Annotated in this window: 19 protein-coding genes; 10 read left to right on the top strand and 9 right to left on the bottom strand. The window is 77.2% G+C overall.

Annotated features, from left to right (window positions below):
* Nucleotides 1–96 precede the first annotated feature (96 nt).
* Both GY42_RS15705 and GY42_RS15700 read left to right on the top strand, forming a co-directional pair.
* Entirely contained in the window at nt 97–795 is a 699-nt protein-coding gene (locus GY42_RS15705) for a DUF3806 domain-containing protein (RefSeq protein WP_046530033.1), read from the top strand.
* A 115-nt stretch (nt 796–910) separates the two neighbouring features.
* A complete protein-coding gene (locus tag GY42_RS15700; protein ID WP_046530032.1) occupies nt 911–1,465 on the top strand; it encodes a hypothetical protein in 555 nt (184 codons plus the stop codon).
* A 44-nt stretch (nt 1,466–1,509) separates the two neighbouring features.
* On the opposite strand, the gene GY42_RS15695 is transcribed toward GY42_RS15700, so the two are convergent.
* The 6 genes from GY42_RS15695 to GY42_RS15670 all read right to left on the bottom strand — a co-directional run bounded on the left by GY42_RS15695 (nt 1,510) and on the right by GY42_RS15670 (nt 7,421).
* Nucleotides 1,510–2,487, bottom strand: a complete 978-nt coding sequence (locus GY42_RS15695; RefSeq protein ID WP_046530031.1) for a 5'-3' exonuclease — start codon at nt 2,485–2,487, stop codon at nt 1,510–1,512.
* A 151-nt stretch (nt 2,488–2,638) separates the two neighbouring features.
* Complete coding sequence (locus tag GY42_RS15690; RefSeq protein ID WP_046530030.1) at nt 2,639–4,093, bottom strand: hypothetical protein; 1,455 nt, start codon at nt 4,091–4,093, stop codon at nt 2,639–2,641.
* Nucleotides 4,094–4,212: 119 nt separating this feature from the next.
* Nucleotides 4,213–4,827 carry an RNA polymerase sigma factor gene (locus GY42_RS15685; RefSeq protein ID WP_330217857.1) on the bottom strand — a complete coding sequence of 205 codons (615 nt, stop codon included), beginning with the start codon at nt 4,825–4,827 and terminating at the stop codon, nt 4,213–4,215.
* Nucleotides 4,828–4,987: 160 nt separating this feature from the next.
* A complete protein-coding gene (locus GY42_RS15680; protein ID WP_046531106.1) occupies nt 4,988–6,490 on the bottom strand; it encodes a chromosome partitioning protein in 1,503 nt (500 codons plus the stop codon).
* A gap of 177 nt (nt 6,491–6,667) precedes the next feature.
* Nucleotides 6,668–7,102: an ATP-binding protein gene (locus tag GY42_RS15675; RefSeq protein WP_046531105.1), complete on the bottom strand. Its 435-nt coding sequence runs from the start codon at nt 7,100–7,102 to the stop codon at nt 6,668–6,670.
* Between the two features lie 85 nt (nt 7,103–7,187).
* Nucleotides 7,188–7,421 (bottom strand): PspC domain-containing protein, encoded by a 234-nt coding sequence (locus tag GY42_RS15670; RefSeq protein WP_046530029.1) that lies wholly within the window; start codon nt 7,419–7,421, stop codon nt 7,188–7,190.
* Between the two features lie 475 nt (nt 7,422–7,896).
* Here GY42_RS15670 and GY42_RS15660 point away from each other — a divergent pair, with 475 nt between their 5' ends.
* The 3 genes from GY42_RS15660 to GY42_RS15650 are packed head-to-tail and all read left to right on the top strand — an operon-like array spanning nt 7,897 to nt 13,405.
* On the top strand, nt 7,897–10,851 hold the full coding sequence (locus GY42_RS15660) for a helix-turn-helix transcriptional regulator (RefSeq protein ID WP_046530027.1): 2,955 nt from the start codon (nt 7,897–7,899) through the stop codon (nt 10,849–10,851).
* 3 nt (nt 10,852–10,854) lie between these two features.
* Nucleotides 10,855–11,919, top strand: a complete 1,065-nt coding sequence (ligD, locus tag GY42_RS15655) for a non-homologous end-joining DNA ligase (RefSeq protein ID WP_046530026.1) — start codon at nt 10,855–10,857, stop codon at nt 11,917–11,919.
* A gap of 19 nt (nt 11,920–11,938) precedes the next feature.
* Nucleotides 11,939–13,405: an MFS transporter gene (locus tag GY42_RS15650; RefSeq protein ID WP_082131597.1), complete on the top strand. Its 1,467-nt coding sequence runs from the start codon at nt 11,939–11,941 to the stop codon at nt 13,403–13,405.
* A 12-nt stretch (nt 13,406–13,417) separates the two neighbouring features.
* Here the strand turns inward: GY42_RS15650 and GY42_RS15645 are convergent, their stop codons facing one another.
* Nucleotides 13,418–14,440, bottom strand: coding sequence for a M15 family metallopeptidase (locus GY42_RS15645; protein ID WP_046530025.1), 1,023 nt, complete (start codon nt 14,438–14,440; stop codon nt 13,418–13,420).
* 218 nt (nt 14,441–14,658) lie between these two features.
* On the opposite strand from GY42_RS15645, the gene GY42_RS15640 reads away from it, so the two are divergent.
* Both GY42_RS15640 and GY42_RS15635 read left to right on the top strand, forming a co-directional pair.
* The gene (locus GY42_RS15640; RefSeq protein WP_046530024.1) at nt 14,659–16,014 is read left to right on the top strand and encodes a hypothetical protein; all 1,356 of its coding nucleotides are present in this window, start codon (nt 14,659–14,661) and stop codon (nt 16,012–16,014) included.
* A 32-nt stretch (nt 16,015–16,046) separates the two neighbouring features.
* A complete protein-coding gene (locus GY42_RS15635; RefSeq protein ID WP_052748442.1) occupies nt 16,047–16,385 on the top strand; it encodes a hypothetical protein in 339 nt (112 codons plus the stop codon).
* A gap of 23 nt (nt 16,386–16,408) precedes the next feature.
* Here GY42_RS15635 and GY42_RS15630 read toward each other — a convergent pair whose 3' ends face one another.
* Complete coding sequence (locus GY42_RS15630; protein WP_046530023.1) at nt 16,409–17,119, bottom strand: LiaI-LiaF-like domain-containing protein; 711 nt, start codon at nt 17,117–17,119, stop codon at nt 16,409–16,411.
* A gap of 52 nt (nt 17,120–17,171) precedes the next feature.
* Nucleotides 17,172–17,369, bottom strand: coding sequence for a hypothetical protein (locus tag GY42_RS15625; protein WP_046530022.1), 198 nt, complete (start codon nt 17,367–17,369; stop codon nt 17,172–17,174).
* Nucleotides 17,370–17,726: 357 nt separating this feature from the next.
* On the opposite strand from GY42_RS15625, the gene GY42_RS15615 reads away from it, so the two are divergent.
* From GY42_RS15615 to GY42_RS15605, 3 genes are all read left to right on the top strand, one after another.
* A complete protein-coding gene (locus GY42_RS15615; protein WP_046530020.1) occupies nt 17,727–18,974 on the top strand; it encodes an MFS transporter in 1,248 nt (415 codons plus the stop codon).
* A gap of 139 nt (nt 18,975–19,113) precedes the next feature.
* Complete coding sequence (locus GY42_RS19525; RefSeq protein WP_160309427.1) at nt 19,114–22,908, top strand: ACP S-malonyltransferase; 3,795 nt, start codon at nt 19,114–19,116, stop codon at nt 22,906–22,908.
* Nucleotides 22,905–24,386 carry a hypothetical protein gene (locus GY42_RS15605; protein ID WP_046530019.1) on the top strand — a complete coding sequence of 494 codons (1,482 nt, stop codon included), beginning with the start codon at nt 22,905–22,907 and terminating at the stop codon, nt 24,384–24,386. The genes GY42_RS19525 and GY42_RS15605 overlap by 4 nt, the downstream gene beginning before the upstream one ends.
* Nucleotides 24,387–24,423 lie beyond the last annotated feature (37 nt).

The raw sequence follows: 24,423 nt of genomic DNA, 5'->3' as shown, positions 1-24,423 counted from the left end.
GGGCGACACCCGCTCGCGTGCGTCAAGACCTCTCGTGCCCGAGCCGATGCGTGGCGTATGGCACTGGACCGACGGACGCCGCGAGGGAGCGGCCCCGTGCTGCCCGCACCGCACGGACCCGCCGACCCGCCCCTCGCCGACGGGGACCCGGCAGCCGTGGCGGACGGCCGCACGCCGGGCGAGGGCGAGCTGCGACGCGTCGTCGAGCACCTCGAGGACGTGCCGGACGAGGACGGCGACGCCGCCCGCCCGGTCACCGACGAGGGTGCGGCGACGCCTGGCGACGCACCGGACGGGCCGCCCGGTCCCGCGGCCGACGCCACCGACGTCGGCCCCGTGGCCGCCGCGCTGTCGGACACGCGGCACACGATCGACGCGCTGAACCCCGCCGAGCTGCTGTTCCTCGCGCAGCAGCGGGCGCTGGTCGCGGGCCTGTGCGACGACCCCACCGACGCCGGGACGGTCGGCGCCCTGTTCGACCGCGTGCGCCGGCAGTGGGCCCTCGCCGAGGACCGGCCCGACCCTCGCTCGCTCGCCGACGCGTTCGGGGTCGCGCTGGGCGACCTCGTACGCGCCCAGGCGCCCACGCTCGACTGGGCCGTCTGCTCCGACCGGTACGGCACCGAGATCGTGCTCGCGCAGCGCGTGCCCGAGGTGCTCGTGTACCCGATCGCCGCGGTCGCCCAGTACTGGGAGTCGGCCGCCGAGGGCTGGTTCGTGCGCCACCTCGCGGACGTCGTGCACGGCGTCGCACCCCGCGAGGACGCACCGGACCACGAGCGCACGGCGCCGTGACGACCGGCGTCCGGGGTGCGCCCACGCAGGTCGGACGTCGGGGCGCGCGCCGGCGCGGCGGTCCGTCCGGTGTGTCCGGCTCACGCGCCGGTCGCCGTGTGCGGATAATCGTCCCGTGACGACGTTCGACGACCGCGACCTCTTCGACCACGTCGAGGAGGACGACCACGACCCGCACCCGGCGCACGGCCGCCGTGTGGGCGTGGTGCTCGCGGTCGCGGCGGCGCTCGTGGTCGCCGGTGTCGCGTGGCTCCTGCTCGCGCGCCCGCAGGTCGTCACCGCGCAGGCTAACGGCATGACCGTCGAGCTGCTGGAGCGCGCGCAGCAGCCGACCGACGCGGTCGACCCGGCCGTCGCGCAGGAGGCCGGTGTCGACCCCGAGACCACCCGGTTCGCGGTGCGGACCGCCGCGGGGCAGCACTTCGCGGCGCTGCGCTGGGACGGCGCGCTGTGCCTCGTGGTCGTCCCGGACGGCGACCAGGCGCGGACGTCCTGCACGTCGCCCAAGCCCGGTGCGGTGACGACCGCCACGGCGGAGGACGGCTCGAGCGTGCGCCTCGGCGCGGACGGCGCCGCGCCGCCGTCGGGCGGCGACTGGCAGGCCGCCGGCGCGAACGTGTGGGTCCTGCCCGCACCGCCGGCCGACCCGGCGGCGCCCGCGGAGGGCTGACCGCCGCGGGGCGGTGCCGCGGGTCGTCGCCGGCCGGCGTCCGCTCAGCGCGGGTCGTGCGCGTCGGCGAGCGCGTCGACCACGCGTCGCACGCTCGACGCGACGCCCCAGCGCTGCGCGAGCTCGACGAGCGCGTCGGGGTCCGCCGGTGCGACGGGCAGGCGGTCGTCGGCGTCCGCGACGGGTGCGTCCGGGGCGACCGTGACGACCCGCGGCGCGACCGCGAGGTAGTCGGCGGCGTCGGTCAGCCGGGTGCGCTGCGTGGCCGTCAGCCCGCGGTCGCCGGCGTCGCGGGCCGCGAGCACGTCGGCGAGCGTGCCGTAGCGGCGCAGCAGGGCCGCCGCGGTCTTCTCGCCGATCCCCGGCACGCCCGGCAGTCCGTCGCTCGGGTCGCCGCGCAGCACCGCCATCTCCGCGTAGGCGCGCCCCGTGGGCACGCCGTACCGCTCCTCGAGCACGCCCTGGTCGACGACCAGCAGGTCCTTCACGCCCTTGACCGGGTACAGCACGCGGACCGGCACGGCGTCGTCGACGAGCTGGAAGAGGTCCCGGTCCCCGGTGACGACGTCCACCGCGGACCGCTCGCCCGCCGGGCGGGCGGCCTCGCGCGCGACGAGCGTCCCGATGACGTCGTCGGCCTCGTAGCCCGCGGCCCCCAGGCGCGGGACCCCGAGCGCGGCCAGCAGGTCGACGATCACGGGCACCTGCGCCGTCAGCGCGTCGGGCACGTCCTCGACGCCCGTCGTCCCCGGCACCTCCCGCGCGACCCGGTGCGCCTTGTACGACGGCACCGCCTCGACACGGAACGCGGGCCGCCAGTCCTCGTCCCAGCACGCGACGAGCCGCGTCGGGCGACGCTCCGCGACGAGCCGCGCGACCATCTCGAGGAACCCCCGCACGGCGTTGACGGGCGTCCCGTCGGGGGCGCGCACCGAGTCGGGCACGCCGAAGAACGCACGGAAGTACAGCGACGCGGAGTCGAGCAGCAGCAGACGTCCGGCGGGACCGGGGGTGGCAGCCATGGGGGCACGCTACCCACCCCGGGAGCCGGGCACCTGCGGGCGCCGGGCACGACGGCGGGGCCGGACGGCGCCCCTCCAGCGCCGCCCGGCCCCACCGTGTCCACGGGCCCCTCAGCCCGCGTGCCACCCGGGCCGCGGCCCGGGACGTCCGTCAGCCCGCGCTCAGGTCGAGCTGGTCCTCCGCGACCGCGACGACGCTCCACGTGCCGCCGTCGGCGTCGCTCAGCTCCCAGGCCGGGACGAGCAGGCTCGCGCCGTCGGGCGTGGTGAGCAGCGTGACGCCGAGGCGCGCGGCGGTGAGGGTCACGTGCTGCACGGGCCACGGGACCGCGGCCCCGGCGGCCGGGACGGGCGGCACGGTCGGCTCGTCGGGCTCGGGCGCGACCTGCGGCACCGCCGGCTCGGCGGTGTCGTCGGTCATGCGCGCCGCGAGCGGCACGACCCCGCCGTACGACGCACCGAAGCGCGGGTCGTTGAGCCGCTCGACCGCCGCGGCGGCGCTGACGACGTCGTACGTCCCGAGCTCGACGAGCGGCGCGAGCGGACCCGAGACGGCCTGCACGCCCTTCCCCGCGAGCTGCACCGACCACACGACCCCGGTCTGCGTGCCGTCGACGACCTGCGCGGCCGTGACCGCCACCAGCCCGGCCACGCCCGTGTCGTCGGTGACCGTGACCTCGGCGTCGCCGAGGTCGACGCCCAGACGCGTCAGCAGGTCGCGCGCCGCCGCCTCGGCGGCGGCGCCGCGCGGCGTCGTCGTCGGGTCGCACACGCTCGGGTCGGCGGGCGCGACCTCGTCGGGCTGCACCGGTGCGATCCCGACCCCGGGCTCGACCGCCGCACCGTCCTCCGCACCGTCGGGCACCGGCGCCGGCTCGATCGACGGCGCGTCACCGGGCTCTCCGGCCGCGCACACCGACGGGTCCCACGCGCGGTCGTAGAACCACATGCCGGCCTGCCCGTCGACGCCGAGCGACACGGTCGGTCCCGAGCCGTCGTTCGGGCCGACGACCCACTGGCCCCACTCCTGCCGGGGCTCACCGGTCACGCCGAGCACCTCGGCGACGCGCACCGCGGTCGCGCGCGTCGCGGTGCCCGTCGCGTCGAACGCCCACGCGCGGCCGGTGCCCGCGTCGCCCGTCACGCCGTCGGCGGTGAAGACCGTGCGACCCCCGAACCAGCCCGGCGCGATGCGGGCGCTGTCCGCGAACGCGCTCGCGCCGGCCGCCTCGAGCGCCCCGCCCGACGCGGGCGACGCGCCCTGCAGCGTGATCGGCGGTGCGGCCGGGGCGGGACCGCCGCCCGCGGCGCCGACCGCGTAGCCGCCGCCACCGACCAGGCCGACGGCGACGACGGCCGCGGCGACCTGCGCCCAGCGCGCCGGGCCGGACCGGCGCCGCCGCGCGGCGGCGAGCTCGTCGGCGGGTGCGGCGTCCGTGAAGGTCACGCCCGTCGTCTCGGCGAGCCGCGCGTGCAGGCGCGGCAGGTCCGGCGTCGTGCCCGCGGCCGGGTCGGCCGCGCGCACCCGGGCGACCGCGGCGTCGGCGGCGGCGGCCGTCGTGCCCTCGTCACGGGGTGTGTCGCGGGGTTCGCGCGTGTCGTCCATGGTGTCCCTCCGAACGTGTCGCCGGGCGTGACCGCCCTCCACCCCGTCTGTGTAGCCGGGGGCGCGGGTCTTGCACGGGTCCGCGGAGCGGCGCGGGGACGCGCCGCCCGACCGTGCGCTCAGGCGACGCCGGCGTCGTCGAGCGCGGCGCGCAGCCGCGACCGCGCCCGCGACAGCGCGGCGTCGGCGCCGCCGCGGCCGATGCCCAGCACCTCGGCCAGGGCGTCCCCCGTGAGCCCCTCCCACGCGTGCAGGAGGATCACCTCCCGGTCCCGCGCGGACAGCCCCGCGAGCACGGTCCGCACGGTCTCGTCCCGCACGGCCCGCAGCGCGGGGTCGTCGGCGTCGACCCCCTCCGGCACGTCCGCGACCGGCACCGGGCGGCCCTTGCGGCGGTGGTTCGACACCACGAAGCCCGCCGTGCGGTACAGCCACGGCAGCTCGGCGCCCTCCGGCACGTCGTCGCGGCGGCGCCACGCGACCGTCAGCACGTCGGCGGCGAGGTCCTCGACGTCGGACGCGGGCACGCGGCGCACGAGGTACCGGTGCACGGCCGTCGCGTGGTCGCGCACCAGCGCCTCGAACCAGGGCGCGTCGCGCGGCGTCGCGGGCCGGGCCGGCGACGCCGCCCCGTCACGCGTCACGTCGGCGGCGGGGTCGAGGTCGTCCGCGGGCGTGACGACGGCACGCAGGGCGGGGCGGGCGGTGGGCTCGTGCTGAGGGTGCGCGGGCACTGCGGCTCCCGGGGCGGGCGGACGGGCGGACCGGGCGGCGGCGTGCTGCTGCCACCGCCCTCACCCTCCCGGTGTCGTGACGTGCCGGGATCTTGCACGCCGAGCCGCACGAGTTCCGGCACGCCGCGCCGAGCGCCCCGCCGGGGACCGCCGCCGCGCGTCAGAGGCCGTCGGCCACCACGGCGGTCGCCCGCAGCCACGCGTCACGCGTCGACGGCTTGAGGGCCGCGTAGTCGATGGGCCCGCCCGCGACGAGCGCCTTGTCGTGCGGCACCTCGACGACGCCCCGCGTGAGCGCGCCGAAGTGCGAGCGCAGCCGCTGGCGCAGGTCCTTGTCGACCTTCGGCTCCGGGAACGACAGGATCGTCACCGCCTGCCGCACGAGCTCCTCCTGGCCCGTGGCGCGCAGCGCGTCGAGCGCCCACGCCGCCGACTGCGCGGTGTCCTCGCGCAGCGTCGAGACGACCACGAGCTGGTCGGCGGACTGCACGGCCGCCTGCCAGTTCGAGGCGCGCATGTTGTTGCCCGTGTCCACCACGAGCACCCGGTAGAACTGCGACAGCACGTCGTGCAGCGCGTGGTACGACGCCGCGTCGACGCTCGACACCGACGCCGCGTTCTCGTCGGACGCGAGCACGTCGAACTGCTCGTCCTGCTGGGTCCGGACGAACGTGTCGAGGTCGCCGATGCGGATCGTGCCGCGGGTGGTCAGGTCGGGCAGCGCGCGCAGCAGGTCGACGGCGGTGCGCTGGTGGTCGCCGTGCTGCGAGCGCCAGCCGAGCGTCCCGCGCGTCTCGTTGTTGTCCCACGCGAGCGTGTACCCGCCCCGCGACAGCCCGAACGTCGAGGCCAGGAGCATCGTCGCGGTGGTCTTGTGGGCACCGCCCTTGGGGTTCACGACGACGACCGTGCGGGGGCCGTCGAACGTGCGTCGCACGGCGTCGACCTGCGAGCGGCGGCGACGCTCGGCGGCACCGGGTCGCGGTGCGACGGCACCGAACGTCAGGCGTCGCACGGCCCGCTGCCAGCCGAGCTCGGCCGGGCCCTCGTGCGCGGGGTGACGCGCGGCCAGCAGGTCGTCGAGCGTCGGCAGCGACGACCCGTCGGACGGTGCGCGCTCCGCGCGGGCCTCGGTGCGCGTCGCGGCGCGCGAGGCCGCGGGCACGGCGCCCGTGGACGGGGCGGGCTCCGGGACGCCGGGCGCGACGGGCACGGCGCCCGAGGGCGGCGCCACCGCGGGCGTCGGCGTCGACGGCGGTGCGACCGGTGCCGACGGCGGTGCGACCGACCACGCCGGGTCGACCACGGGCACGGGCGTGCTCAGGGGCGCGACGTCGGCGTCGTTCGCCTCGTCGACCCGGCCGTCGGGGTGGATCAGCAGCGCCCACAGCCCGTCCGGGTCCCGCACCTCCACGGGCAGCGCGCGCCCCGCGTCGGCCGCGAGCGCGGCGATGCGCGCCGTGATGGCCGCCCCGGCCTCGGCCAGGTCGGCCGTCGCGACCTGCTCGCGCACGCCGTCCACCGAGATCTCGCCGGTGCCGTCCTCCCGGACCTCCGCCCGGATCTGCGGCAGGCGCCCCGCGGCGTCCGTGCCGTCCACGGCGGGGACCGTGCCCGTCGTCGTGACCGGCTCCGCCGCCACCGTGCCGCCGCTGTCCGTCATCGTCCGCTCCTTCGTCCTGCTCGACGGCGGCTCGACCGCGGCACCCGGTGACCGGTCACGCCGCAGGCGCGAGCACGCCACATCCTGGACGAACGTATCGTCAGCAGGACGCGAACGCACAGCGGGGACGCGGGGCGCCGCGCGACCGCCGACCGTGTGACGCCGCCGGCCGCGGCGTCACTCGTCGGTGTCGAGCTCGAACCAGACGGTCGTGCCGCCGTCGGGGAGCCGCGCGGTCCCCCACGTGGTCGACAGCGCCTCCACGAGCGCCATGCCGCGGCCGCTGGGCTCGGTGGGCTCGGCGTGCCGGACCTGCGGCACGCCGCCGCCCCGGTCGGACACCGCGACGCGCACCCGCGGGCCGTCGACGCGCACCGCGACGCGCACCGGCTCGCCGGCCGGGCCGTGCACGACCGCGTTCGACACGAGCTCGCCCGCGAGCAGCTCGATCACCTGGTTGCACGCGCCCCCGACGCCGGCTCCGGCGACCGAGCGCATCACCCAGTGGCGTGCCGCGCGGGGCGCGCTGCGCTCCGCCGCGACCACGAGCTCGTCGTCGAGCAGCGGCGGCGGCGCGCCACGCCGGCTACGGAGGTCTCGGACGTCACCCACGGGCACCAGGGTGCCCGACCGCGGCCGTCCCCGCCGCTCGGACCGGCACCCGGACGCCTGGCCTGCACCGACGTCCGGGCGCGCGTCACGCGTCGCGGACCGGCGCGACCCAGCCCTGCGGCGGCATGCAGAACCACAGCACCGCGTAGACCAGGAACGGGCTGCCCGGCAGCACCAGCAGGAGCAGCAGCACGAGCCGCACGACCCACGCCTCGATCCCCAGCCGGGCCGCGACGCCCGAGCAGACGCCCGCGAGCCACCGCCCCTCGTACGTGCGCACCAGCCCGGCCCGTGCGAACGCCGCGCGTACCCCGTCCATGCGTCCTCCTCCGTCGTCGTGACCACCAGCATGCGGGCCCCGCCGCCGCGGCACCTCCGGGCCCGACCCCCACGCGTCCCTGGTCCGCACCCCGAGAGCGACCCCGGGCCCCCGAGGGTCTGAGGTACCTCAGACGCTCCGGGCGCCGCGGGTGTGGGCGGCCGACCGATGCGCCGGGCGGGGCCTCAGGACGAGCGTGGTCGTGTGCCGGGCGAGGGCCCGCGACCGGCACGACGACGACGCGGGCCACGGGGACGGGAGACGCCATGGGCATCGAGCTCTGGGGACCGGCGCTGGACGCCGAGGTCGCCTACCGCCGGGAGCGGCTGGTGGCGGACGCACGACGCACGGCCGACGCGCGCCACGCGCGAGCGGGCCGGGGAGCCGCCGACGCGACCGCGGCGCGCCGGGTCGGCGGACGGCCGCCCGGACGTCGGTGGTCGCTGCGAGGATCGGGTGCGTGGTACGCGGCCCGATGAGCACCCCCTTCGTCGCGCGCACGGAGCAGGTCGCCCGGCTCGCCCAGGCGCTGGACCGTGCGCGCACCGGCGCGCCCACGCTCGTGCTGCTCGGCGCCGACGCGGGCGTGGGCAAGACCCGCCTGCTGCGGCACGTCGGCGACGTGGTCGCGGCCGGCGGGGCGCGCGTCGTCACGGGCCACTGCGTCGACCTCGGCGAGATCGGGCTGCCCTACCTGCCGTTCGCCGAGGCCCTCGGCGTCCTGCGCGGCACGGACCCCGCCGCGGTCGCGCGCGTGGTGGAGGCACGCCCCGCGCTCGGGCGCCTGCTCGGCGCCGCGGGCGGCCGCGCGCCCGAGGACGCGGGCCCCGCCGACGCCGCGGACGAGCGGCGCGAGCTGTTCGAGGGCGTCCTCGAGGCGCTGGCGGCGTGCGCGTCGCCCGAGCACCCGCTGCTGCTCGTCCTCGAGGACCTGCACTGGGCCGACGCGTCGAGCCGCGACCTGCTGCGGTTCGTCGTCTCACGGCTGTCGGACCAGCCGCTGCTGGTCGTCGCGACCTACCGCACCGACGACCTGCACCGCCGGCACCCGTGGCGCCCCGTCGCCGCGGAGCTCGCGCGGCACCCCCGCAGCAGCCACCTCGCGCTCGCGCCCTTCACCGACGACGAGCTGCGCGAGTTCGCGGCGGCCGTCGCGGGTCGCACGCTGCCCGAGGACCAGCTGCACCGGCTGCGCGAGCGCGCCGAGGGCAACGCGTACTTCACCGAGGAGCTCATCGAGGCGGGCGCGGACGCCGACGCGCTGCCGTGGTCGCTCGCCGACGTGCTGCGCACGCGCGTCGAGCGCCTCGACGCGGCGACCGTGCGCCTGGTGCAGCTCGCGTCCGCCGCGGGCCGCCGCGTCGACGAGCCCCTGCTGCGGGCCGCCGCGCAGGCGGCCCCCGGGGCGGCCCACCCCGCGGGAGCCGTCGACGCCGCGCTGCGCGAGGCCGTGACGCAGCACGTGCTCGTCGTCGAGGACGGGCGGATCGCGTTCCGGCACGCGCTGCTCGCCGAGGCCGTCTACGCGGACCTGCTGCCGGGCGAGGCGGCCGCGGCGCACCGTGCGTTCCTCGCCGCGCTCGACGCGACCCCCACGCCGGGTGCCGCCGCGCAGCGCGCCGCGCACGCGCTGCGCGTGCCCGACCTGCCGGTCGCGCTGGGCGCCTCGTGGGAGGCCGCGGTGCAGGCCGCGCGCGTGCTCGCACCCGCGGAGGAGCTGCGCCACCTCGAGGTCGTGCTGCGGCTGTGGGACGCCGTGCCCGAGGTCGCCGCGGGGCTCCCGGCGTCGCACGCGGCGGTGCTGCGGACCGCGGCCGGCGCCGCGAGCCGCGCCGGCGAGTCGGAGCGGGCCGTGCAGCTCGCGCGCGGCGCGGTCGCGGCGGCGGGCGACGACCCGCTCGCGCGTGGCGGCGCACGCACCGACCTGGCGCGGCACCTGCTCGGCACCGAGAGCGTCGACGCCGCGCTCGCGGAGGCGTCGGCGGCCCTCGTCGAGCTGCCGGACGCGCCGTCGCGCGAGCGCGCGTGGGCCCTCGCGACGTTCGCGCGGGCCGCGCTCAACGCCGGGCGCGAGGACGAGGCGACCGAGACCGCGGCGCGTGCGGCTCAGGTCGCGCGCGAGGTCGGCGACGTCGCCGCGGAGTCCGACGCCCTCACGACGGCGGCCGTCGGCGAGCAGATCGACCACGAACGGTCCGCGCAGCTGCTCACCGAGGCCCTCGCGCGCGCGGTCGCGTCGGGCGACCACGCGACCGAGCTGCGCACGCGCTACAACCTCACGTCCACCGCCTACTACGCGGGCGACCTGGTGCGGGCCGCGCACGAGGCCGACGTGGGCCACCGCCGCGCGGTCGAGCTCGGCATGGCGTGGGCCCCCTACGGCGTCGACCTGCAGATGTTCCGCCTGCTCGTGCGGTACGTGGGCGGCGACCTCGCGCCCCCCGCACCCGACGAGGTCGCGGGCGGCCGCGGCGAGGTGCGCGCGTTCCTCGCGTCGGTCGAGCTCTACGCGGCGGTCGCGCGCGGCGACGGCGACGCGGTCGAGCGCGCGCTGGCCCTCGAACCGTGGTGGCCGCGCGACCCGCTCCTCACGCAGCTCGCGGGCGGCAACGCGGTGGACGCGCTGACGTGGCGCGGCGAGCCCGCCCGGGCCGTCGCGTACGCGGACCGCGTCGACACGCACGTGCGGTCGGTGTGGTCGCCCGAGTACCTGGGCGGCATCTGGCTGGGCGCGCTCGCGCTCGCGGCCGTCGCGGACCTCGCGGACGCACGCCGTGCCGCGGGGCAGGACGACGCGGACCTCGTCGCCGACGCGGACGCGCGGCTCGCGCGCGTCGTGCGCACCGCCGACGAGGGGCGTCCGCGCGGGGGCACGCTCGGGCCCGAGGGGCGGGCGTGGCTGGCACGCGCGCACGCCGAGCACGCGCGCGCCGCGGGCCGGGCCGACGTCGAGGCGTGGCGCGCGGCGCTCGCCGAGCTGGCGTACGGGCACCGGTACGAGACGGCGCGCGTCCGGTGGCGCCTCGCGGAGGCCCTCGTGGCGCGCGGCGACCGCGGCGCGGCGGCCACCGAGGCGCAGGCCGCGCTCGCCGAGGCGCACGCCATGGGGGCCGCACCGCTGGCGGAGGCCGTCGCCGACCTGGTGCGACGCGCCCGGCTCGGCGGGGCGCCGGCCGCGCCGAGCGGCGACGTGCTCACCGCCCGGGAGTCCGAGGTGCTGACGCTCGTGGCGCAGGGGCTGTCGAACCGGCAGGTCGGCGAGCGGCTGTTCATCTCCGGCAAGACCGTCTCGGTGCACGTGTCGAACGTGCTCGCGAAGCTCGGGGCGTCGGGGCGCACCGAGGCCGTCGCGATCGCGCACCGCCGCGGCCTGCTCGGCACGGCCGCCGCGCGCGAGGGGCGGGTGTCGGCGACCGGCCCTACCGTGTGAGCCATGGCACAGACCCCGGCGGTGGAGCTCGAGGTGCGCGGCCGCACCGTGCGCGTCAGCAGCCCCGACCGCGTCGTGTTCCCCGACCGCGGGATCACCAAGCTCGACGTCGTCGAGTACTTCCTCGCCGTGGGCGACGGCGTCCTCGGCGCGCTGCTGGACCGACCGACGACGCTCGAGCGGTGGCCCAAGGGCGTGTTCGAGGGCGCCCGGATGGCGACCCGGCAGGACTCGTCGGGCGACGCGTTCTACCAGAAGCGCGTGCCGCAGGGCGCGCCCGGCTACGTCGAGACGTCACGCATCGCGTTCCCGTCGGGCCGCACCGCCGACGAGGTCGCCCCGACCGAGCTCGCGGTCGTCGCGTGGGCCGCGAACCTCGGCACGCTGACGTTCCACCCGTGGCCGGTCGTGCGGGACGACGTCGACCGGCCCGACCAGGTGCGCATCGACCTCGACCCGCAGCCCGGCACCGACTTCGCCGACGCCGCGCGGGTCGCGCCGCACGTGCGCGAGCTGCTCGCCGAGCACGGACTCGAGGGCACGCCCAAGACGTCGGGGGGGCGCGGGCTCCACGTGTTCGTGCCGATCGAGCCCGCGTGGACGTTCGTCGAGGCGCGCCGCGCCACGATCGCGTTCGGCCGCGAGCTCGAACGCCGGCTGCCCGAGCAGGTGACCATGAGGTGGTGGAAGGAGGAGCGGGGCCGCAAGATCTTCGTCGACTACAACCAGATGGCGCGCGACCGCACGATCGCGTCGGCGTACTCGATCCGCTCCAACCCCCGCGCGACCGTCTCGGCGCCCCTCACGTGGGACGAGGTCGCCGACGCGCACCCCGACGACTTCGACGTCACCACGATGCCCGCGCGGTTCGCCGACGTCGGCGACCTGTTCGCACCGCTCGTCGCGCACGCGGCGCCGCGGTACCGGATCGACTCGCTGCTCGAGCTCGCCGACCGCCAGGAGCGCGACGACGGCCACGGCGACCTGCCCTACCCGCCCGAGTACCCCAAGATGCCCGGCGAGCCCAAGCGCGTGCAGCCGAGCAAGGACCGCGACCGGCCACGATGACCGTGCACCGGGCCCGGCCGTGACCGGGACCGTCGCGTACCGCTCCGCCGCGGGCCGGTGGGTGCTGCTCGCCACCGTGCTCGGGTCGGCCCTCGCGTTCATCGACGCGACCGTCGTCACGATCGCGCTGCCGCGCATCGCCGAGGACCTCGACGCGACGACGGCCGACCTGCAGTGGACCGTCAACGGGTACGCGCTGACGCTCGCGGCGTTCCTGCTGCTCGGCGGCGCGCTCGGCGACCGGCTCGGGCGACGGCGCGTGTTCCTGGTGGGGGTCGTGTGGTTCGCGGTCGCGTCCGTCGCGTGCGCGCTCGCCCCCACGGTCGGGGTGCTGGTCGCGGCACGCGTGCTGCAGGGCGTCGGCGGTGCGCTCCTGACGCCCGGCTCGCTCGCGATCCTGCAGTCGACGTTCGCGGGCGACGACCGCGGCCGCGCGATCGGCGCGTGGTCGGGGCTCGGCGGGCTCGCGGGCGCTGCGGCGCCGTTCCTCGGCGGGTGGGTCGTGCAGGTCGCGGACTGGCGCTGGGTGTTCGGCATCAACGTGCCGCTCGCCGCGCTCGTCGTCGCGGTCGCGCTGCGGCACGTGCCCGAGTCCGCCGACCCGGGCGCGCAGGCGCGCGTCGACGTCGCCGGGACGACGCTCGGGGCCCTCGGGCTCGCGGGGCTCACCTACGGGTTCACGGTGTGGTCCGAGCCGGGCGCGTCGCGCGCCGTCGTGGTCGCGGCGCTCGCGGTCGGCGTCGTCGCGCTGACGGCTTTCCTGCGGGTCGAGTCGCGCACGCGCGCGCCGCTGGTCCCGCCGCGCCTGTTCCGGTGGCGCCCGTTCGCCGGCGTCAACGCCGCGACGTTCCTCGTGTACGCCGCGCTCAGCGGCGTCGGGTTCTTCCTCGTGGTGACGCTGCAGGTGGTGGCGGGGTACCCGCCGCTCGCCGCCGGGGTCGCGCAGCTGCCGGTGACGCTGCTGCTGCTGGCGTTCTCCCCCCGCGCGGGCGCGTGGGGGGTGCGGGTCGGCCCCCGCGTCCCGATGACCGTCGGCCCGCTCGTCGCCGGTGCGGGCACGGCGCTCCTCGCCGGCATCGGCCCCTCGGCTCCGTACGTCACGCACGTGCTGCCGGGCGTGCTGCTGCAGGGCGTGGGACTCGTCATGACGGTCGCACCGCTGACGACGACCGCGCTGGCCGCGGCCCCCGACCACCTGGCCGGCGTCGCGAGCGGCGTCAACAACGCGGTCGCGCGGGTCGCGAGCCTGCTCGCGGTCGCCGTGCTCCCGCTGGTCGCGGGCGTCGGCGCGTCCCTCACCGACGCGGCGCGCCTCGCACCGGCCCACCGCACGGCGATGCTCGTGTGCGCGGGGCTCCTGGTCGCCGGCGCCGTGGTCGCGTGGGTGACCGTGCCGTCCAGCAGCGCCGCGGTCCGGCCGGCCGACGACGGCGCGGCGGGCGGCCACCCGGACCGGGCGGCGGACGGTCCCGCGACCGACCGCTGACCGCGGCCCGCGTCAGCCGCGGTACTCGTAGTGCCAGTACTCGGGGTTCGACCCGGCCTGGCGCGCCCACGCCGGCGACACCCAGCCGTACGCCGGGCCGTGCGCGACGAGCCACGCCCGCGCGGCCGAGTCCCAGCCGTAGTCGCACGGCAGCTCGGGGACGTCGATCGCCAGCCCGGTGCCGTGCGACGACGTCCCGGGCACGGCCGCCACCGAGCCCAGCGCGGCGCGCATCGCGACCTGCGTGTCGAGGTCGCGGTAGGTGAGGTCGAGCGCGAGGTCGTGGCCGAGGGCCGCGCGGAACGCGGCGTTGAGCCGCTCGAGCGCGGCGGCGGCGTCGGACCGCAGGTAGAACGGCGTGCCGCGGGAGTCCGCGGTCCACGAGACGGCCGTCAGCGCGGACGCCGGCAGGCGGCCGTTGGACCCGTCGCCACCCTCGGTGGGGACCGACGTGTAGAACGACGGCCCCGAGTACGTGGTCGTGCACCGGGCGCTCGTCGCGCCCCGTCCGGGATCCGGCGCGGCGGACGGCGCTGCCCGCCCCCGCGCGGCGCGTGCCGCGGCCTGCGCGGCGGCCACGCGCGCCTGCTCCGCCGCGACCGCGTCGCGCACCGCCTGCTCGGCGCCCGCGACGTCCGCGGTCAGCGCGCGCGCCCGGGCGGGCGACGCCGACGACGCGACCTGCTCGGCGGCCTCGAGCTGCGCCGCCAGGGCGCCGCGCGGCGCGTCGTCGTCGCCGACCTGACCGGCCGAGTCGTCGAGGGTCTGCCGCGCCTGCGCGACCGCCGCGTCGAGCGCCCCGCGGGCGTCGTCGAGCAGGTCGGTGGCGCGTGCCACGTCGGCGGTCGCCACGAGCGCGGTGCGCGCCTCGTGGTCGTCCCGGGTGGCGCCCCGCGCGGCGTCGACGCGGGCGACCGCCGCGTCGTGACGACCGTCGGCGGCCTGCCGCTGCTGCGTCCCCCACGCCGCGGCGCCGGCTCCGCCGCCCAGCGCGAGGGACGCCGTCACCACGGCCACGACGGCGGATCGACGCATGCCACCTCCCCGGGGACCCGACCACGCTAACCGGGTCCCGGCGCCGCGCCACCGGGAGCCGCCGCGGCGCTCCGCAGCCCGGCGGCCTCGCGCCGGCCCGGGGGCGTCGTGCAGAGCCCGACGACCCTGGGCCGCGCATCGCCGTGAGGCAGGATCATCGGGTGGGATCACACGTTCCGGGGACTCAAGAGGGCGCCGCGGAGCGCCGATGCCACCGCATGGACACCGTCTCGCCCGTGCTCGCGACGAGGTCCGTGGCGCCGGACGGCCCCGTGCTCGCGCGCCCCCTGACGCCCGGTGAGTGGTCGCACCTCGAGCGGCTGCGCGCGTGGCTGCGCAACGACGGCACCGACCCGCACGACGCGGCGGCGCTCGACGCGCGCTGGGGGCGCCTGCTCGCGGACACCTCCGGCGACGCCCCGGCGGCCGAGGGCGTGGCCGCCGCGATCGGGATCGCCGTGGGAGACCTGCTGGTCGCCGCGGTGCCGGGGGTCGTCTGGATGATGTGCCCGGGACCCGAGGGCGCGACGCCGGGCGTGCTGCACGAGCGACGTCCGCACATGCCGGTGCTGCCCGTGCTCGACGCGCAGGCGCGCCGCCGCACGCGCGTGCCGGCCTGGACGGTGGACTACGTCGCGCGCGCGAGCGCGCACCTGCACGTCGCGACGCCGGGCGTGCCGAGCCCGCACCCGTCGCCCGAGGCGTCACCCACGCCGCCACGGCACGGTGCGCACGCGCTGCCGGACGCGCCGCTCGACGAGGGCACCTGGCCCTCCGAGCCCGCGCCCGTCGCGGGGCGCCACGGCCGGGAGCCCGACACCGACCCCTCCGCCTTCTTCGTGGCGCGCCGCCTGACGTCGGCCGACACGGTCGCGACCCCGGTCGAGGCCGTCGTCGACCCGGTCACGGACACGCCCGTCGGCGTCGCGGACGTCACCGACCCGCTCGTGCCCGCGGCGTCGGCCGGGAACGCCGCGGCCGACGGAGCCGCCGGACCGACCCCCGCGTGGGTCGGCCCCCCGGCCACGGAGGTCCCGTCCGCGGTCGCCGACCACGCGGCCACCACCCCGGACGACCTCGACGCCGACACGAACCCGACGCCCGCGGTCGCGTCGGCCGCCCCGCGCGCGGCCGCTCCCGCGACGCCGGGCCGCGGGGTGCGCGCGGGCGACCGTCCGCTGACGCCCGACGACCTGCCGTACCGGCCGTCGGAGCGCGTGCAGGACCTCGCGCTGCGCGCCCTCGAGCTCGCGCTGGAGCGCGCCGTGCGCGGCGACTGCGCACCGTTCGTGCTGACCCGCGAGGCGCACGAGGTCGAGGTCGTCGAGTTCGAGGCGTCCGACGCAGGCGTCGCGCAGGCCCGCGAGGCCGCGCGGCGCGGCGGCTGGTCCGCGGCGGCGATCGCGTGGACCACCCCGGCGGACGACACGCGCCCGTTCCCGCGGGTCGTGGTCGACGCGTCGGCGGCGGGACGCCCGGGCATCCGGGTCGCGCACGCGTTCGCGCAGGACGAGCTGGGCGCCCGCGAGGTCGGCGGGCCCGAGGTCGTCGGCCAGGCCGCCCCCGTCCTCTAGGAGCCGCCCGGGGGCGCCGCTACGCTCGCGGTGTGACCGCCGCCACACCCCACGAGGCCGCGGAGTCGCGCCTGCACGCGGTGGCCGCCGCGTTCGCCGGGCGGCCCGGCGTGGTGCTGCCCGCGGACGGCCCCCGGCACTTCGGCACCGCGGCGTTGCGGCTGGGCCGCACGATCGTCGCGATGACGCCGGGCGAGCACCTCGTGGTCACGTTGCCGGCCGCGCGGGTCGCGGCGCTCGTCGCCGCGGGCGAGGGCGCCCCCTTCCCCGAGGGGCGGCCGCCCATGCGCGCGTGGGTCGCGATCACGTCCGACGACCCGGGCGTGTGGCGCGACCGGATCGCGGAGGCGCTCACGCACGTCGGCGGCTGATCCTCGCGCCGTCCCGCGACGGCTCAGGCGAGGGGCGCGTCCTGGACGTCGGGGCGTGCGGACCTCTTGCCGTGCCGGATCTCGGCGCCGCCCATGATGGTCACGAGCCGTACGTCGAGCACGGGGCCGCCACCCAGCGGCGGCTCGGTCTTGTCCTCCCAGCCGCCGAGCAGCGGCAGGCCCGACGTGCGGACCTCCCACGTGCGGGGGACCTTGATGTCGACGCCGCCCCAGAACGTGAACACGTCGATGCGCGCGGCACCCTCGATGTCGGCCTCGCGCAGGTCGAGCTCGACGCCGCCCATGATCGCCGTGAGGCTCGCCCACCGGAACCGCTGCGTGCGGGTACGTCGCTCGGCGCCCCACCAGAAGGCGATGGCGGTCAGACGCCCCTCCTGCTCGGTGCGCGCCGCGGCGCCCAGCACGATGCCCAGTCCGATGAGGATCACGGCGACGGGCCACAGGTACTCCCACAGGCTCACGTCGAGCACGCGCAGCCGGTCCAGCAGCAGGACGACGCCCGCGGCGGTGACGACCACGGGTCCGAACCACGCGCGAGGCACGAGCAGGAGCGACGTCACCCCGACGAGCACGACGAGCAGCGGCCACAGCGTGCTCGCGACGGTGGCGAGGTCGATGTCGAGGACACCGGTGCGCTCCAGCAGCAGCACGACCCCGGCGAGCACGACGAGCACACCGACGAGCACCTGACCGAGCGAGCGACGACCGTCCATGCAGGTCAACCTACCGATCGTCGGACGGTCGCGGCAGGGACGTCCGGGGCGGTCAGCGGGCGGGCGCGGCCGCGACGGCGTGCTCGGGGCACGGCGTCGCGGCGGACGCGCACACGGGGCACGGCTCGCAGCCCTCGGTGCCGTCGACCTTGTCGAACCAGGCGAGCTGCCGGCCGGCCGGGCACTCGTCGTCCTCGTGGTAGAGGTGCGCGGCGGTGCTGCGGGCGGAGTGGTACGGACGGACACGCATGTCGGCCTCCTCGCCGATGACGCCCTGCCCCGACGACGCAGGGCTGTCCTCGCAGGGTAGGAGCCCGGTCCCGCCAAGCACGAGGGACCTCGGTCCGGGGCGGGGTGACGGGCGCCGACGAGATGCTCCTCCCCCTGGACGAACGCATCGATGAATCGCACACTGGCGATATGACTGCGGACGCGGGTGCGCGGCGCGCGGCGCAGCGGGGAGACCCGCGCGCGGCCGTCGTGCTGCGCGACGCGAGGGCGACTCACGTGTCACAGCAGGAGGTCACGCTTCACGGAGACCATTGACCACCGACCCTCTCATCGATAATCTCCGAATCATCGATATCACTCGGGAGAGGACGTCACCATGGCCGCACAGGGGCAGGACGCCAAGAACGCCGCACTCCCCCCGGGGCTCGTCGCCCTGGCCCTCGGAGGCTTCGGCATCGGCCTCACCGAGTTCGGCATCGTCGGGCTGCTGCCCGAGATCGCCGCCGACTTCGCCGTCACGGAGAGCGTCGCGGGCTACCTCGTCTCGGGGTACGCCCTCAGCGTCGCCGTCGGGGCGATCGCCCTCACCGCGGCACTCGCCCGCGTCGAGCGCAAGCGCGTCCTGCTCGGGCTCGTCGTGCTGTTCATCGCCGGCAACCTCATCTCGGCGCTCGCACCGACGTACGGCGTCATGCTCACCGGACGCGTGGTCGCCGCGCTCTGCCACGGCGCGTTCTTCGGCGTCGGAGCCGTCGTCGCCTCCGACATGGTGGCCGAGAACCGCAAGGCGGCCGCCATCTCGCTGATGTTCGCGGGCCTGACCGTCGCCAACGTCGTCGGCGTGCCGTTCGGCACCTTCGTGGGCCAGCAGCTCGGCTGGCGCGCCACCTTCTGGGCGATCACCGGCATCGGGGTCGTGACGCTCGCCGGCATCCAGCTGCTCGTGCGCCACACCCCCGCCGCGCCGTCCGCCGGGCTGCGCTCCGAGCTCGGCGTGCTGCGACGACCCCAGGTGCTGCTCTCGGCCCTCGTCAGCGTCCTCACCTTCGGCGGGCTCGTCGGCGCCTACACCTACATCGCCTTCACGCTCACCGAGGTCAGCGGCGTCGCGACCGGCGCCGTCCCGTGGCTCCTGCTCCTCTTCGGCGTCGGCACGTTCCTCGGCAACCTCGCCGGCGGGCGCTGGGCCGACCGCGACCTCGACGGCTCGCTCGTCGCGACCATCGGGGGTCTCGCGCTCGTCCTCGTCGGGTTCGCGGCCGTCGCGTCGATCACCTGGCTCACCGTCGTCGCGATGTTCCTGCTCGGCGCCGTCGGCTTCGCCACCGCACCCGGGCTCCAGCTGCGCATCATGCAGTTCGCGGGTGACGCGCCCACCGTTGCGTCCGGCACCAACATCGCGGCGCTCAACGTCGGCAACGCCGCCGGGGCGTGGCTCGGCGGCGTCGCGATCGCCGCAGGCCTCGGCTTCGTGTCGCCGCTGTGGGTCGGCGCGGCGCTCGCACTGGCCGCGCTCGCCGTGCTCGTGCCGACCTCGCGCGCCGCCCGGCGCGGGTCGGCGCCGCGGACCGGGCGCGCCCCGGTCGCTCACGACGCCGCGACGGTCGCCCAGCCCACCACCTGAGCGTCGACGCCCCGAGCGCGCACCACCTCGCGCACGACCACACACCTCCCGCGCGGCGGGGCGACCCGCCGCGCGCGGTCGCGCCCGCACTCACCGCGGGACCGCAGCACCGTCCGGCACATCTCAGGGGGGAACCGACGTGACGACAGACGTAGCGACCGACGACGCCGTGGACCAGCAGCCGCCGGGTCCAGCCGTCCAGCAGCAGGCCGCACCGCCGCGGAGCACGTCCCCCACCGGGGACGGCTTCGCGGCGGTGGCGTTCTTCCCGGGCCTCGGCAGCCGCGACGCCTACCGCGAGGTGGGCGCCGGGACCATCGGGTCCGACCTGCCGGTCGTCAGGGAGGTCTACCAGGAAGCCGCGGACGCGCTCCAGGTCGCCGGCGGCCCCGACGGTCTCGCGCTCACCCGGGCGAACCTCCCCGAGGACCGGGTCGAGCGGCAGGGCTTCATCGCCACCGCCTTCCTCGTGCACAACCTCGCCATCCACGCCGACCTCGCCGCGCGCGCGCAGCGGTCCGGGCACCTGCGGTTCGCCGCCTACACGGGCGAGAGCTTCGGCATGCTCGCCTCGGCGGTCGCCGCCGGGGCCCTCTCGGTCGGCGACGGCGCCCAGATCGCCCGCGTGTTCACCCCGCTGCTGCTCGCGGCGTCGAACCAGCGCGCCGGCGGCACCTTCGGCGCCAGCATCGAGCGGTACCTGCCCCGGCACTCCGCGGAGTCGCCGCCGGTCGGCGAGCCGTTCCACGTGGTCGCGCTGCGGTCCGGCACCGAGCCGCTGCGCCGCGTGACCGACCTCCTCACCCAGCGCCACGGCGAGCACGTCGAGGTCCACAAGAGGTACTCGCGGCACCAGGTCAACGTGTACGTGCGCGAGTCCTTCCTCCCCACGTTCGTCCACGTGCTGCGCTCCTACCCCGAGATCGAGGCCGAGGAGCTCAAGGCGCCGACCACGTTCCTCGCGCACTCCCGGCGCATGATCGGCGCGCGCGAGGCGCTCTCGCGGTACCTCGACGACCGCCGCATCACCTTCACCGCCCCGCGCGCCCCGCTGCTGTCGAACAGCGGGCACGGCTTCCTCATCACCGCCGACCACGTGCGCCACGCGATCCTCGCCATGACCGACGAGGTGATGGACTCGCAGCGCACCGTCGAGCTGATCGACGAGCTGCACCCCGACCTCGTGCTCGAGCTGGGCCGGGGCGGGCGCTCGCTGCAGCTGCTGCGCGACAACACGGCCCAGCCGGACGCGCTCTCCGTCGCGGACGCGGGCGAGGCGGCACGGCTCGTGGCCGGCGCGGACCTGGTCGACGAGCTCACGCTCCGGACGCGCTCGCTCGCGGAACGGGCCGACGCCACGCTCGCCGACACCGACCTCGCCACCCTGCGCGAGCTCACGTCCCTCGCCGGCCGCGAGCCCGCGTTCGACGGGTACCTCCGGCGACGGGTCTGCGAGATGGGGTTCGACGCCGCGAGGCACCCCGAGCGCGACACCAGCCCGGCGCTGCGCCGGTTCCGCGAGACCTTGCAGCACACGCTCGCCCACCACGCGCACGTCCGCACGGGCGACCTCGTCGTCGGCGCGCGCATGCGCAAGCGTCTCACCGGCCCCGACGCCGGTCGGGCCTGCACGGAGCTGCAGGTGCTCGACGCCGGCGGGTCCGTGCGCGTGGAGGAGGTCGAGCCGGCCGCGGACACCGAGGCGCTCGTCGTGCACTTCGAGCAGCTCCGGCGGACCGCCGTCCGGCACGTCGTGCCCGTCGTCCGCGACCTCGTCACGTCGCAGCCCGTCGCGCAGCGCGTGCACGACGCGGTCGTCGGCGGGCGCCGCGAGGACGTGCGCGACGACGCGCGGCAGGCGCTCGACGTCGTGCTCGCCCGGGCCGACGCGGTCGACGTGCTGGTCCACCAGCTGAGCATGCTCGCGCTCGTGCACCAGCACCGGCCCGGCTTCTTCGAGTACAACCACGTGTTCATCGAGGCCAACGACCCGTTCGGGTGGCTGCTCGGGCTCGTGGCCGCCCGCGCGGTGCCGCCGGCCGACGTCGTCGACCTCGCGACGCAGCTCGTCCTGGGGCGGGGGCACGACCGGCGGACCGAGCAGCTCGTGGTCGCGCTGTGCGACCGCGTCGTCGACGCGCAGGTGCCGATGCTCTCGCTGCACGGGCGACCGCTGGTCGCGCGCCGTGACCTGTCCGCCGAGACGGCAGCGGTGTTCACGCGACGCAAGGCCCGCGAGCGCCGCCGCCCCGTACGGCTCGACGCGTCGTGCACCGTGCTCGCCCTCGGCCACTCGAGCCGCGCGACCCAGCTCGACGCGGGGCCCCACGGCCTGCGCACGCTCGTGGTGCGCTCGCCCGAGGAGACGTGGCGCCACGGGCTCAACCCCGAGCTCGACGAGGCGGAGGCCCGTGTCCTGCTCACCGCGTCGCCCGAGCGTCGTGCGATCACGGACTACGCGCAGCGCAGGAACCTGCTGCACAGCACCGTGAGCGCGTACGTCCAGCCCGACGAGACCGTCGCGGGCTTCGGCGAGGGCGGCAGCGAGTCCATGACGATCTTCTTCCGTCGCGCCGGCGACCCCCGGCTGCGGGTGCGCAAGGTCCTCAGCGAGGCGCTCACGACCGCGCGGTGGGACCCCGACGGCGAAGGCCCCATGCTGCCGCCCTTCACGAAGGCGAAACGGCAGGCGGAGTACCTCGGCGCGCTGCCACCCGGCCTGCGCGACCACTTCCCGGAGGTCGACCACCTGACCGAGCGCACGCTGCGCGCGGTCGGGCACGGTGCGCGGGACGAGGCCCTGCGCGAGGTCATCTACGAGATGACCTACGTGCCGGGCGTCGAGGTCGGGCAGTTCGTGCGCGACCACGCGCCGTCGCACCGGGTCGTCGCCCGGCTGTACGAGGTCATCCTGCGGTTCCTGCACGCGCACGTGCACACCCAGCGGCGCGGCGCCGGGCCGGGCGGCACGCTGGACGAGCAGTACCTGCGCAAGATCGAGGACCGGCTCCTGCTGTCCCGCGCGACCGCGCCGCGCACGTTCGACGCACGGCTGCTGGACTCCGACACCCTCACGGTGAACGGGGTCCGCTACCGCAACGTGCGCCCCCTGCTCGCCGCGTTCCGCGGCGACGCGGCGCTGCAGCGCGTCCTCGAGCCGCCGACGCACGCGCTCGTCGTGGGCGACACCAACACCGAGAACATCAAGATGGACGACCTCGGGCCGCTGCTGCACGCGGACGCGCTGGTCAAGGCGGGCGGCGACGAGGCGGAGATCGCCCGTGCGCTGCGCGCCGTCACGGCGCGCAGCATCGGCCTGCGGTTCCTCGACCCGCGTGCGATCGGGTACCGCAGCGCGGGCGCCGACACGCGTGACGACCCGATGTACGACAACAAGCCGTGGCACAACTCGGTGGGGCACTACGACGAGATGCACAACGAGCTGTTCGACCTCGAGGTGCGTGCGGGCGCCGACGGGACGGCGCGCGTCGACGTGACGTTCCACCGCGACAACCCCTACGCGGCGTCGTACGGCGTGCGGGACGTGACGGAACGCGGTCTGCCCGTCGACCCCGCCCACCCGCGCGGCGTGGAGGACCACTTCGCCGCGGTCATGCGCGCGGTCTACGACCTGGACTCCCCCGGGTCGCCGCACCTGCGCGACGACCCGCACTGGCTGCTGCGGTTCGTCTTCACCATGGGCACGCACTTCACGGCGATGCCCCCGTTCCACTTCACGTCCGAGGTCGAGGGCACGCTGGTCGACACGCCCGAGGTGCAGCGCCGCCCGGTCGCGATCTACTGCGAGGGCGTCAAGTGGCTGAACTGGGCGCTGCAGATGTGGGAGGGCACGCGGCCGTCGTTCCTGGGGCTGCCGGTCGACCCGGCGTCCACCCGGGCGGGCGCCGCTGCCGGCGCGGGGGCGACCCGGTGAGCGCGCGGCGCACCCCGGTGCGGGGCCTGGCCGACCTGACCCCGCTGACCCGCGTGGTCGCGACGCCGTGGAGCAGGATCGTCCGCGGCGTCGGCCTGGGCCAGCACCCGTCCGGGTTCGACCCGGGCGAGGCCGACCGCATCCGGTGGTCGTTCGCGCGGCTGCGCGAGCGCGTGGACGACGCGCACCCGTACACGCGCTTCGCGGCGGAGCTCGCCGGCACGGCCCTCGAGGTCACGCAGGGCGAGCCGCTGCCCGCGGGGTACGTCGCGGGGCGGGTCGACGCGGTCGCCGCGACGGTCCGCGGTCTGACCACCCCCTACGAGCGGGTCACGGCGGCGTCGATCCTGCTGACGACCGTGTCCACGCTGGGCCTGACCGCCGACCCGCACGTCGCCGCGCGCGTGGGCCCGCTGGTGCGGGAGACGCTCGCGGCGGTCGACGAGATCCGGCCGGACCAGATCGCCGACGAGAACCAGGGCCGGCACGGCGACTACGAGCGCGTCGCCGCGTGGACGGCGCTCCTGCTCGCGCTGGCCCACTTCGAGCCGCACGAGCTGCCGGTGGTGCCCGACGACGCGCAGGTCGCGGCGGCGCTCGCGTCGATCGACCGCGTGCCGTCACCGTTCTTCCGCGGACGCGGCGGCTCGACGCTGCTGTCGGCGGTGGCGGTGCTGGGCGGGTCGGCGACCGTCGAGGAGCACGCGCGCTCGACGCTCGCGTGGCTGGACCGGCCGCACCCGGCGGCGCTGCAGCCCGCGTTCCCCAGCGCGATGTCGCCCGCGTTCGTCGCGGCCTACCCGTTGCTGACGATGCTCAACGCGATCGCGGTGTCCGGCCACCTCGAGCTGCTCGACGCGGGCCGTGACCGGCTCGCGCAGGCGACCGACCTCATCGCGGCCATGGCACCGGTCGAGCGGACCCACATGGCGCTGTACCACGTCGTCGCGCTCGACAACCTGGGGCGGCTCGACGACCAGCTCCCCGACCTCGACGCCTTCGTCGAGGAGGTCGTGGGGCAGTGGCGGTCGATCGACCCGGGTCGCGACTACTTCCTGTCCGGCATCTCGTACGCGTACCTCGTGCAGCTCGCCTACGTCACGGGCCGTTCCGACCTCGTGACGGACACGATGGTCGAGCGCATGGTGACGCCGTTCGCACGGCTCGGGGCGACGCCCGCGGGCCGGGCGAACCGGCCGTACCCGTTCGCCTACGTGCTCAACGTGCTGGGCGAGCTGGGGCTCGCGGAGCGGCTGTACGAGCCGCGGCCGGCCTACGGGGGCGCCTCGGCGTTCGAGCACGTGGTGGACCACCTGTCCCCCGGGGGCCGGGCCGAGACCGCGCGGCTGTACATGCTGGACCACGCGCTGGTCTCGTGGGCGCTGCGCCAGCGACCGCCCGGGTCCCCGGTGCCCGGCCGGATCGGGCGGCACCGCCTCGTGGGCGTGCACGGCGAGCCGGTGCTAGGTTCGACGTGAAGATCGAGATATCCCGAACCATCGCGATGAGGAGGGC

The organism is Cellulomonas sp. FA1 (assembly GCF_000986825.1).
Classification (GTDB): Bacteria; Actinomycetota; Actinomycetes; order Actinomycetales; family Cellulomonadaceae; genus Cellulomonas; species Cellulomonas iranensis.
The sequence above is the reverse complement of the archived record's forward strand: the minus strand, read 5'-3'. Positions and strand labels throughout refer to the sequence as shown.

Bases quoted from the DNA above. Each gene is read 5' to 3' on its own strand.
- GY42_RS15695 (WP_046530031.1), bottom strand. From the start codon at position 2,487: ATGGCTGCCACCCCCGGTCCCGCCGGACGTCTGCTGCTGCTCGACTCC.
- GY42_RS15690 (WP_046530030.1), bottom strand. From the start codon at position 4,093: ATGGACGACACGCGCGAACCCCGCGACACACCCCGTGACGAGGGCACG.
- GY42_RS15680 (WP_046531106.1), bottom strand. From the start codon at position 6,490: ATGACGGACAGCGGCGGCACGGTGGCGGCGGAGCCGGTCACGACGACG.
- GY42_RS15670 (WP_046530029.1), bottom strand. From the start codon at position 7,421: ATGGACGGGGTACGCGCGGCGTTCGCACGGGCCGGGCTGGTGCGCACG.
- GY42_RS15660 (WP_046530027.1), top strand. From the start codon at position 7,897: ATGAGCACCCCCTTCGTCGCGCGCACGGAGCAGGTCGCCCGGCTCGCC.
- ligD (WP_046530026.1), top strand. From the start codon at position 10,855: ATGGCACAGACCCCGGCGGTGGAGCTCGAGGTGCGCGGCCGCACCGTG.
- GY42_RS15645 (WP_046530025.1), bottom strand. From the start codon at position 14,440: ATGCGTCGATCCGCCGTCGTGGCCGTGGTGACGGCGTCCCTCGCGCTG.
- GY42_RS15640 (WP_046530024.1), top strand. From the start codon at position 14,659: ATGGACACCGTCTCGCCCGTGCTCGCGACGAGGTCCGTGGCGCCGGAC.
- GY42_RS15630 (WP_046530023.1), bottom strand. From the start codon at position 17,119: ATGGACGGTCGTCGCTCGCTCGGTCAGGTGCTCGTCGGTGTGCTCGTC.
- GY42_RS15625 (WP_046530022.1), bottom strand. From the start codon at position 17,369: ATGCGTGTCCGTCCGTACCACTCCGCCCGCAGCACCGCCGCGCACCTC.
- GY42_RS15615 (WP_046530020.1), top strand. From the start codon at position 17,727: ATGGCCGCACAGGGGCAGGACGCCAAGAACGCCGCACTCCCCCCGGGG.